10 protein-coding genes are annotated in these 15836 nt (G+C 57.7%); 2 read left to right on the top strand and 8 right to left on the bottom strand.

Going from position 1 to position 15836, the window contains the following annotated elements:
- Positions 1–843, top strand: an 843-nt coding sequence (locus LHU53_RS18655) for a hypothetical protein (RefSeq protein ID WP_370632348.1), incomplete at its 5' end; no start/stop codon positions are given.
- A gap of 52 nt (positions 844–895) precedes the next feature.
- Positions 896–1444, top strand: coding sequence for a YqiA/YcfP family alpha/beta fold hydrolase (locus LHU53_RS18660; RefSeq protein WP_227334290.1), 549 nt, complete (start codon positions 896–898; stop codon positions 1442–1444).
- Positions 1445–1631: 187 nt separating this feature from the next.
- Here the strand turns inward: LHU53_RS18660 and LHU53_RS18665 are convergent, their stop codons facing one another.
- The 8 genes from LHU53_RS18665 to LHU53_RS18700 all read right to left on the bottom strand — a co-directional run bounded on the left by LHU53_RS18665 (position 1632) and on the right by LHU53_RS18700 (position 15358).
- Positions 1632–2618, bottom strand: a complete 987-nt coding sequence (locus tag LHU53_RS18665) for a YafY family protein (protein ID WP_227334291.1) — start codon at positions 2616–2618, stop codon at positions 1632–1634.
- 12 nt (positions 2619–2630) lie between these two features.
- Positions 2631–3581, bottom strand: a complete 951-nt coding sequence (locus LHU53_RS18670) for an HNH endonuclease (protein WP_227334292.1) — start codon at positions 3579–3581, stop codon at positions 2631–2633.
- A gap of 75 nt (positions 3582–3656) precedes the next feature.
- Complete coding sequence (locus LHU53_RS18675) at positions 3657–7055, bottom strand: TM0106 family RecB-like putative nuclease (RefSeq protein ID WP_227334293.1); 3399 nt, start codon at positions 7053–7055, stop codon at positions 3657–3659.
- A gap of 693 nt (positions 7056–7748) precedes the next feature.
- Positions 7749–8927, bottom strand: a complete 1179-nt coding sequence (locus LHU53_RS18680; RefSeq protein WP_227334294.1) for a Wadjet anti-phage system protein JetD domain-containing protein — start codon at positions 8925–8927, stop codon at positions 7749–7751.
- Complete coding sequence (locus tag LHU53_RS18685) at positions 8924–12376, bottom strand: SbcC/MukB-like Walker B domain-containing protein (protein ID WP_227334295.1); 3453 nt, start codon at positions 12374–12376, stop codon at positions 8924–8926. The genes LHU53_RS18680 and LHU53_RS18685 overlap by 4 nt, the downstream gene beginning before the upstream one ends.
- Positions 12373–13056: a DUF4194 domain-containing protein gene (locus LHU53_RS18690; RefSeq protein WP_227334296.1), complete on the bottom strand. Its 684-nt coding sequence runs from the start codon at positions 13054–13056 to the stop codon at positions 12373–12375. Before LHU53_RS18690 ends, LHU53_RS18685 begins: the two co-directional genes overlap by 4 nt.
- Entirely contained in the window at positions 13053–14519 is a 1467-nt protein-coding gene (locus LHU53_RS18695; RefSeq protein ID WP_227334297.1) for a Wadjet anti-phage system protein JetA family protein, read from the bottom strand. Before LHU53_RS18695 ends, LHU53_RS18690 begins: the two co-directional genes overlap by 4 nt.
- On the bottom strand, positions 14501–15358 hold the full coding sequence (locus LHU53_RS18700; RefSeq protein WP_227334298.1) for a WYL domain-containing protein: 858 nt from the start codon (positions 15356–15358) through the stop codon (positions 14501–14503). The genes LHU53_RS18695 and LHU53_RS18700 overlap by 19 nt, the downstream gene beginning before the upstream one ends.
- Between the last annotated feature and the right edge of the window lie 478 nt (positions 15359–15836).

Genomic DNA, 15836 nt, shown 5'->3' on the forward strand with positions numbered 1-15836 from the left:
CAATATGCACCATTGCTACACCGGTCTTTGCCTGTGCCACGCTCCACCTTGCCACATTTGCAACGCCCGCGCCACGTGTTTCTTCGGAACGATTTGCGGCGCAGGCGGGCCGATTACTTCGCTAACCTCAAACGCATCCATGCCCAAAGACTCAGGGAGGTGTATCGGTCGGCGGGTTGGCCGTACCAAGACGTGGTGGAGATTGACTTATTGGCAGCGGGACTGCTGGAGCGCACGACCAACGGCCATGGCCACGATCTGGTGCGCCTCACGGGTGCCGGTATCGCCCACTTGGCCAGCGCCACCCAAGGCAACCGCCAGTCGCGCTCGGCCCATGAGAGCCTGGTGGACAAGGTGGCCCAAACCATGTTGCGCGATGGCCGCCTGGTCTGGACGGGACTGAATCTGCGTGCCAGGGTCGCAGGCGAGGGCGAGGACACCTCCCGCTGGAAGATGTGCCAACCCGATGTCTTCTCGATTCGCAACAGCTCAAGACAGGACTACCTGGAGCCCATCGTGCATGAGATCAAGGTCAGCCGGGCTGATTTGCTGGGAGACATCAAACGCATCGACAAACGAGCGGCCTACCTGGATGTGGGGGGCCAGTGCTGGTATGTGTTGGGCTGTGACCGCAGCGGCTACCCGATTGCCAAAGCCAATGAAATTCCACTGGAATGCGGGGTGATGGTGTTCCAGAACAACCACTTCGAGGTGCTGCGCATGGCTCCCAAGAGAGCAGTGAGCCAATTGCCGTTTCCGGTCTGGATGGCCTTGGCGAAGGCGACGCCCTTGAAGGGTGATCAGATGGCGCCTTGTCAGGACGTATTGGGGGCCGGGGAGTGACAGCCATAGCGCCATTGACACGAAAATACCAACAACGACAAGGACACAAGACATGAAAGATATGTTGGTGGTTTTCTCGCACGGCAAGGAGTCTGGTCCCATGGGCTCCAAGATTCGCGCCTTGATGAAGGTGGCCGAAAACCAGGGCGCACAGGTGATGTCGGTGGATTACCGCGAACATCCTGTGGGCATCGTTCATGACCAGAATGCTCCCGGTGAAGCTGAACGGCGGGTTGCTCAACTGTTGGCGACTGCATTGCCGGCGCATCGTCAATTGGTCTTGGTGGGCTCCAGCATGGGTGGTTATGTGTCCACCGTGGCCAGCCAACAGATGGCGATCACTGGCTTGTTTCTGTTGGCACCAGCGTTCTACTTGCCCGGTTATGCCCGGCAGGACATGGCGCCTGGCACCTCCAACACCCTGGTGATTCACGGATGGTCCGACGAGGTTGTGCCGGTGCAAAACAGCATCCGTTTTGTCCAACTGCACCAGTGTGAACTGCATGTGATGGCTGGGGACCATCGCTTGAACGATGCGCTGCCGAAGATTGAACCATTGTTTGGGCTGTTTTTAGCGCAAGTTGTCTCGGGGATGAAATAGCCGCTGTCGAGAAGATGACAGTGTGCTGACCCCAAATCAGGGTTCACGGTCCTATTGCGGGTGACAGGATTGAAAATCCAAGGATGGTGCGCGGATGTTGTTGGCTCTGGCTGATGGCATGCTGATGGCTGATGGGGACATTTGCAGAAAATGGCTTTCGGTCTCAGAATGAGCTACTAAATAGCGATTACGCGTACTGGTCGGCGGCGGCGCGCAGTCGCTGGGCTACTTCTTGTTGAAGTTCAGTGGGCTCAAGGACGCGGACGTCTGGACCATAGCGCAAGATCTCCAGAATCAACTCGCGCGGATCGCTGTAGGGAACGGTGAGGAGAAAGCCACCATCTGCCGTGGATTCACCCACTTGGTCCTTATGCCAGGTCTCCGATCGAACCCACGGCGCTTGCCTGGCAGTGAACAGGAGCTTGGCTAATTTGCGATTCTTGCCAGAGTAGATGCCGAAATCCCGGCCCACAAGTTCTTCAACCAGCTTTTTGGAGACCACCTTCGCGGGATCCTTCATCAGCGCGGCTTCTTCGATGGCATCCAGGGCAAACATGCGCAGGCCTTCCGCTTTGTGGCACCAAGCGACCAAGTACCAGTTTTCTTTGTAGTGAACAATGACCTGGGGCGACACGATTCGCTCAGATCGATCGTTCCGACTTCGGGTGAAGTAGAGAATTTTCAGGCGCCGACGTTTGACAGCAGCTCGCGCCACTGTTTCGAAGTGTGGACTGCCACCGCGTTTGCTGGCTGAGTTCAAGAGGCGCACGCGGGCGCGAACGTCCTCGGGTGAATCCTCCGCAGCACTCAGCATAAGCGTGACGCGCGTGATCAGCGGCTGTAGGTGCTCAGTGAGAAGGCCGGGACCAATATGGCTGGCCAACTCATGAATCATCAGGAGGGCATAGATTTCGGACGCGGAGAACCAGGCCTTTGGCAAACCCAGCTTTCCGCTGCTCCAACCTTTGTCTTCAAGAACGTAGCCACGGTCTCTGCCGCCTTCGCCAGGAACCCATTTGATCGGCGCATGCATCTGATCGCGCAACAAATCCAGGTCACGCTTGAACGTTGCAGCGGACACCTCGAGCTCATCCAACAGCCGCGCACGCGAGACGGGCAGACGGCTGTTTTCGAGGATCGCAACGAAATCTCGGATGCGGGCGGCTTGAGACATTGGGGTTAGCGGCTACTTGTTGTTTAGAACACGATCAAGGTGTGCGCGCAAATTCGTATCCAATCCCTGCCGATCTGGACCGCGCACTTTAGATAAATTCAGCGATGCGTCCGCAGTGAGTCCAAGCGGGGCCAAGTTCGAAAACCTATCAGCTAAGCGCGGAGCAACGACTACAGAATAGACGTCGCCCACTGCAGTTTGCTTAAATCCAATCAGGTGCCGGTCGAATAGACGATCCAAATGAGCGGCAAGAAGAATCCCATTGCATCCACGCTTTCGTTGCCCAACGTCTTCGCTCCAGGGAATGATGTGTGAAGCTGTCAATACTTCACGAACTGAAATACCAGTCACAGCGCACCTTTCCTGGCCACCCCATGTTGCGATCGTGTTTTTCCGAAACTTACCTTGACCAATGCGCGACATGCGATTGTCCAAGCGTTCGGTCGGACCGTTTTCGTCATCAGATACTGTGTCAATGTAATCTAAATCGTCGAGCAGAGACTTCTCGATTTCATCCTCATCGTTTTGGATTATTGAAATGATCCTCGATTCTTGACGATTGGGGGATACAACCGATGGGGTTGATTTGTTCGATCTATAACGCGCGATCAATTCGCGCATACGAACAGACATTTCTAAGTTGGAGAGATCGCGTCCGTTTTTATCGGACTTGGTGAGTCGTTTGCAGCGCACGGCAGCTTCACGCGGGAAAGTACCATCGGCCAGTCCAATAAGAAAATCCTTCAGGGGCAGCTTTTGTCTATTGACATCAATATTTTTCCCCCACTTTCCCGTGAAATTGACTTCGTAACCCCTCACATGAGTTTTCCGATCCTTGATGATTGTTGGATACCACTTCTCGCCCTCGTAACTAACCCAAGCATCCTCAAGGAGCCCCTTTTTATTAGAAACGTCCCGTTCAATATCAACAAAACCTTGATCGTGCGCAAAATCGAAATTCATAAGAATATTTCTCCAAGTTCAACAGTAACCGTACTTCACCAGCCGAATTTGCAATAGGCCTCCGATTATTGAAACCTATACATTTCCAACCTCCTGCACCCAGCACAACGTATTCACTAGCGCCATCTCTTCTGGCGTTGAACACCGAATGGCCATCAATGCTGGGTTCGCAATGAAAATTGCCAGGCACTTGGCCCGTGAGATGGCGACATTCAATCGGTTCTTGCTATACAAAAACTCGATGTAACGTGGCAAATATTCGCCGCTCGAAGTGGTCATTGAGACAATGACGGCCTGCGCTTCCTGCCCCTGAAACTTGTCAACAGTGCCAACACGTGTGCCAGTGGGGAGAACTTGCTTTAGCAAGTTCACCTGCATGTTGTAAGGCGCCACCACAAGTATGTCATTCAGAGTCATTGCGTGCTCGTGTCCATGTTTGTCACGGAACCGCTGCTTCAGCAGACTGCTGACCAATTGCAGGACAAGAGCGGCCTCTTCATGGCTGCGCTGAGAGCAAGCGTCATGCTCAATCGGGACATACCGCAGTCCAGTTGGCAGCAATGCGGGGTGAGCGCCTTTAGAGAGCAGCAATGACTGTTTGGCATTGTTGGGTTCTGGCTCCAAGCGACCGTCATACACCGCACCGGAAATAAACCGGCACACATCCGGATGCATTCGCCAAGTCGTGCCAAGAAAGATGCCTCGCTCAGCGGGGATGGTAGCCATGCCATTGAGCAAATACTCCAGGGACGATTCACCTGACCGGCCTGGGTGAACACCCTGAATGGGCTGCCCCAACTGCATCTGGTCCCCCAGCAATACGATGTTTTTGGCGCTAGTACCCATGGCGACTAGATTGGCCAGGGCCACTTGACCAGCCTCGTCCACAAAAATGTAGTCCAACTGCTGGTCCATTTCTCCATCCGAGAAAAGCCAAGCCGTGCCTGCGATCAACCGATATTCGTCGTCAGAACCAAAGTTTCCCCAGATTTCTTCGTTGTCAAAGCGGTCCTCCACGTAGTCACCATCAAAGTGAGAATCAACTTTGCCGTTCGTCGATTTTTTTGCTCCTCTGAAGACGAAGTTCTGCTCCTTGGCGACCTTCACCACGCATTCAAGCAAGTTGTTGATGGCCTTGTGGCTGTTCGAAGACACCCCTACGCGGCAACCCCTCTTGAGCAACGCCACAATGACGTGTGAACCCGTGTAGGTCTTGCCAGCGCCTGGTGGACCCTGAACAAACAAGTAACTACTGTCAAGGTTTGAAATCGCCGCAACAATCTTCGGAAGCGAAGCGTTGTCGCCGGGCACCACCGGATCGCCCGCAGTGATGCCACGAATAGTTGGCAACGCATGCGAAAGCACGGCCTCGATCGCCGGGTAGCTGCCACTGCCGTCCACCATGCTGTTGGCGAACCGGAAAACCGCTGCTGTCAATGCTTTGGTCGATACCGGCATGCCTGGACCAATGCAGATGGTGTCTGGCAAGGGTTCTCGTTTAGCCGCCCTCTTGAAACTGACGCGCCGATTGTCTGCATCAATCTTGAGCTCCCGCAGTGGCTCACCCGTCTGGGTGATCGAGGCAGCGTCACCCGTCTTGAGCTTCGATTCCTGTTCTGGGAAAAGATAGGTGTAAATGATGGATCGTTTGTCGTCTTTTGGCGGATTGGCCGGATCCAACACCAGTCCTGCCAGGCAGGCGCCATCGTCCAGGAGTTCATCGGCATCCATCTCCATGCGCGAGAACATCTCCCACCATGCGGGTTTCGCGGCCCGGCGATGAAAATCAAGCAGCTGATAAGTCAGTTCCTTCAGGTGATCGGTCACTGTCCAAGCGGTGCGGTCTTGCGGCAAGGTGTCGATCAGACGCTCACGGTAAGGGATCAGTTGTTTCTCTTCTAGGGTGAGCTCGCCTACCTCCGGGGTTGAAAACCCGTCTCGTGCCTGGGCAGCATTTGCCCAAGCCAGCGCCGCAGGACGAAGTGTCAACAGCCACTGGCGCAATTCATACGTAGACCGGACATCATCAAAGTTGTAGGCTTCGATGTCTTTCAGCAGCTGGGGGTCGCCGGTCTCTTTCCATTTTTCGTAATAAACGATGCTGGCACCGGCATTGGTGACATCACCGGAACGGCGCTCTAGATAGAAGTGCTCGATATTCTTGATGGAATAGCGAGGTTCCGAGACGCGGATGCCTTCACGGACCACTTTGTACAGGTCCACCAGCTTTTGGGTGCGCAGCAGGTTGTCCACTTCGGCCTCGCGGGTGCCGTGCAGGGACATCAACTTCTTGAGAGCGGTCTGTTCGTAGTGGGCATAGTGGTAAATGTGCGCGGCTGGGAACCTGCGCAGCCATCGAGTCACAAAATCCATAAAGGCTTCAAATGCCACCTTTTCTTCGGACCGGTTGTGCCCCCAGAAAGCTTTGAACTCCGGCTTTCCATCCTGGAAATAGTAGAGACCAAACAGATACTCGAGTCCACCCTCTTCCAGGGGGTCGCCTTCCATATCAAAGAACAGGTCGCCGATGTTTGGTTGCGGCAAACGCGCAAATCCCCTTGCTGCAGCGTCATCCTGATCTAATAGCTCCAGCTGGTTTTTTCCCGTTTCCCGTGCCAGCAACTGCAATCTGGCCTGGCGACGTAGCTTCTCTTGGGTCTCTAGAGTCATCTTCGGGATACGAATGTCTGGTGACAAGGTTCCCAGCGCTTCCAAAGTGCTAACACCATTTGTTTCCAGCTTCTTGATCTGCAGGCGACTGATGTTGGCGACCTGGCACAGGTGGTCGTCCTTGAGACGCCGTTCCTCACACAGCCCGCTCCATTTGCAAAGATCACATTTTTCGCACGGGACAGGGTAAGTCTCAAGGGCAATTCCGGTGATGCGATCGAGAAACTGGCGGTTGACAAGGTTCAGATAGCGCGAATATTCGGCACAGCGATAGGCGACTTCCGTTTTGTCGCCCAAGACAACGTGCATTTGAAGTGGTTCAAGACCTTGTGCCTTTGCAACCAGCGCTGAGTAAAACCCGAGCTGAACAATGAACTTGGCTTTTGCGCTTCTGGCTAGTTTCGTATCCAGAACCTCGTAGCTCCAGGCGCCAAGCGCGGATGATCGGGGCACTTTGCGCAGGAAATCTGCATGGCCAATCAGGTTCTGGTCGGTCAGGGTCGCCTGAAAGATGATTTCATAGCCTTCACGCATCGCTTTGAGCGTGTTGTCGACCTTCTGCTCCAAGTTGCCGCCAAGCCCAGCAATGTCGATGACGGAGGCGTGCCGACCTTTGAGGGTTGCCAGGAAGTCGGCTTCGTGGGTGTACCCCTTGGCCTGTATCAGCTTTGCCTGATCGTCATCCTTGGTTCTGGGAAGCGGGGTTTCGAGGTCAATCAGATCCAAGGTCGTCAGATGCTCGCACTCCAGGTAATTGACCAGGTCCGATGCGGAGCAAAGAACTCTGTTGTCACGTTTCTGCATCGTTACCCCTTTGCCTTGTGTTCAGCAGTGGCACTGCCTTGACACTTCCAAACACAAATACGAACTTGACAATGGAATTCATCCCATCGATGAAAATACACATGCATGAAATATCAATTCCGCTGAACCGGTCCGTCCGAAAGGGTATTGTGGGCAACATTGTGGCTCATAAACTGAGCTACCAAATTGTTATTCGAGATTATTGAAAGTCTAGTTGGAATGCCAACCCGAAATCCCCAGTATCGGATACATGGCTAGCTGTGCAATCGCGGCCTGCCACCTTTTGTCCAGCCACGATGAATTGAATTCAAGTCCCCTGGCAGGGCTACGGCCATGCAATGGCTTTTCACTCCCAGTTCGTATTGAGAATTTTTGATGGTCAATGAGTTTAGAAGGCACTATTCCCGTTATCAGCCTAGCGATGAGGCAAGCACATTACGGCCGAATGTCGGCCCATGGGCGCTGAATCCGACCTTGCGGATTTCCGCTTTGGGTTGGCTGCTGCGATAAGTTCAGTTTAGGGTTGTAGGATGCCTGCGCATGACCGCGAGCGCGGGTGGCCCAACAGTGCATGGAGGACAGGCGTCGTACAAGCCCCGAGGGAGGAAACCGCGGGGCGTACCACAGGCTAGATGCTGTCACTCGATTTCGAAGCGCCAATGACCGCTGCAATCAGCTCCAGTCATTGAGTGGCTACCGGTCTAGCGCCTCCTGCTCGGCGACGAACTGGGCTTCACGCATCGCCTGCCCCAACTCGGACCAACCTGCAGCAGAAGCGAAGTGTTGAATACGCTCCAAGGTCCGTGCTGTGGCACTAACTCGCATTTCCAAAGGTACGTCCTCTGGAGACATACGGTAGGGCTGCAGGGGAAACCCCGCATCATTGGCCACGGCGGCTATCGTTGAGGCAATTCGAAAGCCTCCTTCGTCCACGTCACCCCAGTGATAGATTGGAGTGTTCGGCGGCAGGCTCGTCAGAAGACGCCCATACATGGCCCGCCAGGTTGGTGATGGCATACCGGCTGTATAGATCAGAAGTGCCTCGTCGTCTTGCCGGCGTTTGGCTTCACTGTGAAACGTGGTCTTGTTCTCGATGGTGATGACCTCAGTTATCGAGCTGGTTACCCCCCGAATGGTCGCGGCCGGTAGCCCCATGTAGGGTGCATCGATCAAACCGGTCGAGCGGGCCCGCGCAATATGCACGTTCCCGGCTAACAGCACTGGATACTCTTCCCGAAACAGTCCCAGCTCTTGCCAAACCTGGGCCGCAGCCCTTGGGCTTTCCTCCACGCTGCCACTCAGCAAAACGTCGAGCTGAGCGGTGAGCGTTTCAATGCGCTTGCTGTCCTGAAACAGCCGCGCGCTGAATTCCCGTACAGGGGCCGCAATCGCGTCTTGGCTGCGCGCTGCGCACGCCCGAATGGTTTTGGCCGCATCAATCCAGGCGAGCGCGTCCTGAGGCCCCAGTCCACGCACCTTGGCCATGCTGGTCCAGCGCCCAATCACTTCCTGGATTGCGGGGAAGTCCGCCTTCAGTGGCTCTAACAGAGCAACAGTCTGGGCCAGCTGGTCTGCATAGGTGCTGCGCCGCAGAAACCGGGCCAGCGTCTGTATGTCCACCAGGTCAATGCGCTCAACCAGTCCATCCTTTGGATTCAGCTTGTCACGCTGCAACGTGACAGCGCCGGCATCGCGCGCGGCCTGGAAGGTCTCATCGCATTCCTGTTTGTGATGCCAGCTCCGCAGTTCGCTGTAGGGCTTCAGGTGCGTGGCCGTCAGCGCGGGCGCGCGCGCACGGGCGCCGGCGGCATGCTTATTGCCGGCATCCAGCAGCTTGGTCAGCAGGTCCCTGGCGATGGCGCCCGCGCTCATGGTGTCGAAACTGCTGATCGGGCGATAGGCTCCTGGCGCACGGCCAGCAGCTCCGCCTCCAGCAGCTCGGGGTGGTACTCCCACATGTCCTCTCGGAACTGCTCGCGCATGGCTTCGCTGACCCGGCGCTCTTCCACATGGATCACGTGGCGTGTTTCGTCTTTCATGATCTCGAAATACCGGTGCAGGAAGGCGGTCAGCGTGGGCAGGTTCTCGCCGGGGCTGGCCAGCAGCACCTGCAGACCGAGTTTTTCGAGGTAGCGCATGGTGGCCACGATGTTGGGCGTGTCCATCTTGTCAAAGGCCTCGTCTAGCAGGATGAGCCGTAGCCCGTCCTGGTTGTTTTCATCCATGCGGTAGGCCGAGGACAGCGCAGCGCCGGCGATCACGTACAACGGCGCGCGATGCTCGCCACCAGAACCCGGACCGATGCGCCTGCTCAGATGCCCAATGGTCTTGGTGACACCGGTGACCGGGTCATCGGTCTCAATTTCGATGTCGAACTCGAAGAACTCCCGGTAGTCATCCAGCGGGCTCTTGACCGCGGCATTGCCGGTGGTAGTTTTCTCGCGCAGCAACTCCGCGAACTGTGCAGGGATTTCCCCAGGCTCACCAAACAACCCGCCGTCTACCCCAAAATCGGCGACGTTTTCGATGAACTTCTTCAGTGGCATCAAGTCGGGCCGAACTTTGGCCTGGAACTGGTACCGCTCCCCATTGGTGAAGGCGGGGGAGGCCTTGAGCGCATCGTTCAAGCGTTTGAAGGTGGTGGTCTGGTACTTAAGATTGGCGTGCAGGGCCAGCGCCACGTCCTGGCGGAAGGTGTTCTGTGACGCAAGGTAGGCCTCCTGAGCCTGACCTTTGTACTCGGGCAGCTCCGTGTTCTGCAGTCGGGTGACTTGCTTCTCCATCCATGCTTTGGACTTGCGCCAGTCAGACATCACCTCATCGCTGACAGCTTCGCGGTGCTCGGTCAGGAAGGTCCCCAGCAGCGTCTGGGCCGGTCCCAGGTGCCGCGTCATGGCGGTGTTGCAGCGTTTGGACTGGGTTTCGCAATGGTTTGCCATCGCCTGGTAGTCGTCGCCGAATTGCTCCAACAGCGAGTCCCAGCTATCGGACGCGTAGTCTGGGTCATAGTCGATATGACCACGGCAGGACTCATGCACTGATCGTTTGCTTTCGAGCTCCTGCAGCTTGGCTTGGCATCCCTCGGTCAGTCTGTCCAAGACAGTCTGTGCCCGCACAACGGCGTCACGGGCATCGCGGGCATCTTTCTCCAGCTGCGGCTTGCGTTCTCGCAGTGCCTGTAGCTTAGCGCACAGGGCCTGGTACTCGGCACTGGTGCTGCCAGCAATACGTTGTTGGGCGAGCTCTCTTTCGGTGAGCGCTTCGCTCAGCTGGTCTGCAGATCCAAGCAGTAGGCGGAGTGACTCCTGCGACGACAAGCTCTGCACGGCCTTGCGGATCCGATCAATGTCGCCTTGGCGCCCTTGAAGGTCGGCTACCTGTTGGTTCAGTTTACGGGATTCGGCCCTGAGTCCGTCGACCTGGCCCTTGGCGCCGGCGCCGATCTGCAAGTCCGCCTCCGGCACCAGGCGCAGTCGCTCAAAGTCGCCGGGCCCCACCAGCATGCCGTCCAGGGTCAGGGTTCGTTCGCCCCGCAGCGCCTCTTGGGCGGAATTCGCGCGCTTGAGATTCCCCAGCTTGCCACGCAGGTAGGCCACGGCCATCTGGTTGCTGCCCTGTATCAGACTGGCCACCGTGTCGGCTGCCGGCTGGGCCTGCCCAGGCCGGGCTCGATCGGAGCGCACGATCTTGACGCCGTAGATGCTGCGTTTGCCCTGCAAGGCCTGGTAGATGCCAAAGGCCTGTTGTTCTTCCTCCGAGTCCCGCAGCAGGATGGCTTCCACGTTCTTGGTCAAGTAGGCTTCGATCGCTGGCTGCCATTTGGGATCGGTCACCTTCACCAGGTCGCAGACCGGGGTGGGATGCAATCCGTGGTCCGAGAACTCATGCATCAGCCGGGCCGTGGGTTCACTGACCTGCGCGCGGTTGGTGTTGGCGCGCTCCATCCCCAGTTTGATCGTCGAGATGCGCTCTGTGGCGATCCGGAGCTGCTCCTTGACGACGTCGTGCTCCTCATTCAGGTGCGCACCAGCGACCTTCAGCGTTTCTCCAAGGTCCTGGATGATCTGCCCCAGCGCATCCTGGTCGACCCGGTTCTGCTCCCATGAGAAGGCGCCAAGCTGCTGAGCGGCCTGCGCAAGCGCGGGCTGCCACTGGGCCAGCAGGTCGTTGGAACTGGCGTTTTGGAGCGGCTGCCGGAAGCTGCGGAGTTCCGCCTTCAGCACTACTTCCTGGCGGGCGGTTTTTGCTTGCGCCTGCGCCAAGTCCCGCTGGGCCCCCGCATTCTCGGCATGGTCCGCATGGGCGCGCTGAAGGCCAGTCAACTGTACTTCTTCGAGCGCCCAGGCTGCCAGCGCCTGATCTGCTTTGGTGCTGGCCTTGGTGCATTCTTCGACCACACCCTCCTGATCAAACTTCTCGGCCGTCAGCTTCTCGTGGGCCGCATTGCTGAGCTCGTACGCCGCAGAGGCCTGCAACCCGGTCCACGTGGCGGATTTTCGTGCCTCGGCCAGTGCCGCGTCAAAGTTCTTGCTGACCTCTTGGCCCTGCTTGATTTTGAGCTCGACGCCCTCGACCAAGAGGTTGATCCGCTTGAAGGTCTCCACCAGCTGCTTGAACCTGGCGATGTTGGTCGGTCGGTCTTCCAGCACATCGTTGCGAACAATCTGGTCCACCGACTTGGAAAAGCTCATGCGCAGTGCGAAGCGAAAAGCGCGCGCAAACGCGTCGTAGGACGCCGGGCCCGCCTTGCCGCGCAACATGAACAGCACCTGTTTGACATAGCTGGCGCCATCGTCGAACAGCGGTTCCTCACCGGTGACCTTGGATTGCTCCAGCAGCCGGTGGCGGAAACTGCTCCAGGGCAGGGGCATGGTCGACCCGTCCACCGTCTGCAGGTGCTCCGACATGCTCAGCTCCACGCCGCGGATGACGTAGCGCCCCAGCACCTTCTCCGCCTCGTTGCCCAAAGAAGCCTCTATGCATACGCCCATGGAAACCGGCTCATTAGTCTCAGTGTCGCGCCAGACCAGTGTGATGTAGGTGGTGGCCTGCGGCCGCGCACACTGTTCAATGGTGTCCCCGTACTGCCCGAGGCAGTAGGAGCGCAGGGTACGGCTTTGCTGGTGGGATTTGTTATCGGCCTGTGCATTGAAGTGCATCTGGTTCTTGTTGGCGCCCATCATGGCGATCTGCACGGCATCGAGCGCCGAACTCTTGCCACTGCCGTTGCGGCCGAACAGACCGGTGATTTCCTCTAGGCGGAATTCCTGCTGCTCGTACAACAGGAACTGCACCAGTTTGACGCTCTCAAGCCGCTTCATAGTTCATCTCCCTGGTGGTCATCAATCGCCACAGGCTCGCCAGCGGCACCATCCTCCTGCGCCTCATCCGGGGCCGCACCCCACTGCGCCAGCCGTATCAAGGCAGTCTCGCCCAGTACATCAACGATGGCCGGGCGGATGGCCACGCCACCAGCCGACTGCTCCTGCAAAGGGGTGAGGTGACCACTGTCATTGTCTTCCAGCCGTCGAGCGATGCCCCAGCGCTTGGCTGAACGCAGCAGCGTGTCGAGCTCGCCGCGAGTGGGTAGGTCGCGCCCGGTCATGAGGTGGAACTTCTCCTGCAGCTCGATGTAGTCGGCCAGGACCTCGCCGTGTTCCGTGAGCCCGCCGGCGCGCACGCCTTCGTCGTACAGACCGCGTAGCACCAGGGCAAAAAGCGTCTGGGCCACGGTCGCGGTACCGGCCTTGGCGTGCCGCGGCAAGGCAGTGACATACCGTAGCTGCCGGTTGATCGACAGGGACACCCCCAACGGAGCCAGTACCTTGGCGAACTCGCGCTCGTAGAGATCCAGGATGGCATAGGTCACCCGACTGCTCCGGTCGGAGTGGTAGATCACCTGTTCGGCTACCAGCCGGTAGGCCGCGGCTTCGAAGTCTTCGACGGTATAGATGCCATCTAGCCGGCTGGCCAGATCCTCCCAATCCCGTGGGTTGCTCATTTGGACTCCCTGTTTTTAGTCTGGCGTTTGCGCCAGCTCAGTGTGAATGGTTTACCGCTCAAATACGGGTGCTCGGTGACTTCATCACTGGTGTAGCGCAGCTCCATACCTGGGGCTGAAACCCGACCTTCCATTTCCAACCTGGGAATCCGGGAGTTGGTGGCCATGGCCACGCTGGTCAGGACCTGGAAGGCGCGCAGGTCCTCAATGGATCCGCAAGGCAGGGTGTCGCTGCTGACGGTAGCAGTGTCCTGCAGCACTTTCTCGGCATAAGCACGCAGCTTCATGGGCGTGATGGACCGGCGCTCCTGAGCGCGGCGCACCAGATTGCCAATGGCGCGTGTCCGGTCGGAGATGATCACTTGGCGCAAGGGTGTGGGCGCCAGCCGCTGCACTTCTTTGCGTGGCTGAGCTAGGCGAGCACCACCCATCAGGGCATCTGGCGGGAAGACTGGGGCGACATCGATGTCGGGATTAGCAATCAGCCGATCCATCGTCTGCCTAAGCAGGTTGTCGATGGGCCGTATGGCGCGTAGCTTGTATTCCAGGAAGGCCAGCGCGCGTCGGTTGGCAACGCGGATCTCTTCGTCCAGGCGCTCCAGGTACTCTTCGATCCGGTCGAGTTCGTACAGGCGCTGCAGGTCACGCTGGAATGCGGTCTGGCCTTTTTTCTCGTCCCCACCAGAGAGGCGGTTCACATACCAGTCTTGCAAGCGACTGCGCTGCTCTGGCTGGGTGTCAATGTCTGTGACGGCGTCCAGAATCTGTTGACGCTTGGACAAGGGGTGCTCCCGGGTGCGCAGCTCCTGGTAGTCCCCAATAAAAACCTCTTGGATGTACGAAGTGAAAAAGGACCGAACATATTGGGCCGTGGTGGGCTGTGCGCCTATGGCCGCCATGAGGTCGCGCACATTGGTGCCGGTGTTGCGGATGTAGACCAACAGGTTGCGACACTGTTCGGCCGCTTCCCGCAGCAGGTCGCCGCTGGCTTCACCCTTGTGTACTTGGGCCACGGCAGCGTCGATAGCCCGGATCTTGCCTGAAACAAACACGGGACCCGTCTCGGCGAAATTGATCAGTTGGGTCAGCAATTGGCCCACGGCCGGTGCCATGTTGACGGTCTTCTCGATGCCATACTTTTCCAAGCGGAACCAACCCGCATCGACCAAGCGATTGAAGATGCTGATGGCCCGGATGTTCAGGGGCGTGTCGGGCTGATCGCCGGACTCAGGCTGCCATTCGTCGGCGTATTTGAGATGGTCCTCAATCTCCTGGGTGATCTCGCGCTGCAGGAAGCCGTAGCTGGGCGGCAGGGGCGCGTCGGGACCGAAGCGCCGACGGTGCAGATGGCACAGCAGCGCCCAGTAGCCATGGCGGTTTTGCGAGGCAAGCGGACCGAACAGGCGCTCCGGTATGCGCTGGAAGAGCGCCATGGAAGCGGGTGCTACGCTGGGAACAGCCATTTGTGCACCTCCTCGACGTTCTCCACTGCCAGCTGATACTCAGGCGGCAACTCCTTGGCCACGTCCAGGGCCAGTCGCAGCTCCTGGACCAGGTAGGGCAGCAGAGCGCCGCGGCAGCTGTGCACGCGCGCCGCAGTCCCCTCGAAATACTCGCTACATACAAGGTCCTGCTGGCCAGGTGTTAGCTTGGGATGCGCCTGGATGCGGACTTTCACCACAGCGTTCCATTTGGTGTCCTCTGCGGCCGTGGATTCGGCCTTCTGGTCCAACATGGAGAGTTTCGCAATGCGCCCCAGCACGAAGTCCCGAAAGTCACCGGTCTCCAGGCAGTAGCCGCGCATGTGCCAGCGTCGGCCGGCCTGCACCAAGCTGTGTGGCTCCACGGTCCGTGGATGTGGCTCGGGGGTGCGCATGGAGCGGTACTCAAGTTTCAGTCGGGTGCCTCGCTCGATAGTCAGACGAATGCGAGAGAAGATGTTGGGGTTGACATGGGAGAAGCCCCAAGGGGCCACGGTGATCGGGCCGGAACCTGGGGCGAGGTCCGAGTGAATGTCCGCCTCTGCCAGGTATGCGGCCAAACTCAGATCCGAGGTGCCAGCCTTTAGCTCATTCTGGGCCGTCTTGTAGGCGGCGGGGGTGACAAAGTAAGACTTACTCTTGCTGTCCCACTCAAACCAGTCAGGGGTTTCTTCCCGGACCTCTCTGAGGAGTTGGCTCACCCGAATACCACTTAGGCCCAGGACTCCCATGATGCGGGCGCGACTCAGACGCCCCTCCCACAGAGCCATGCGGCGCATGACCTTGTAGCGGTTCTTTTCGAGAAGATTGGGTAGATTCATCGCACTCGAGTCTTTCGTTATAAAAAATAATAACATATATTAAAATATACTATATACAGATTTATATGTACTAAAGTGAAGTGCGCTGCTTGACGCTAGATCTTGCAGACGGTGAACCCCAGTCGCAAAGACTCCAATATCCGCTGTACATTTGTCAGCGCCCAGCCAGTTCCTGGGCGGAACGCTCACGATGGTTGCGTGATGGTAGCTCCGCTTGCCCAACGGCGGGTGTCAGTGGGAACGGTCGTCGCGGGCATGCAAGCCGAAAGTCGGGTTATTGTTCTCAGCCCAATACGATGTGTTTCCGGCGGGTGGACCGCGCTGCGCGCACAGATCGGCTTCGATGGAGCGATTCGTGAGTTGCTTGTCGAGCTGGCCAACGATGGTGGGTCTACGATCTTTGTCGACAACCTCGACTCTTTCAGTATCGAGGAGAGGCTCACGGTCGTCGATGTGGTCAGGGAAGCGACTACCGTTC

Origin of the sequence: Rhodoferax sp. U2-2l (assembly GCF_020594515.1) — a bacterium.
In the GTDB taxonomy this organism is placed as follows: domain Bacteria; phylum Pseudomonadota; class Gammaproteobacteria; order Burkholderiales; family Burkholderiaceae_C; genus Rhodoferax.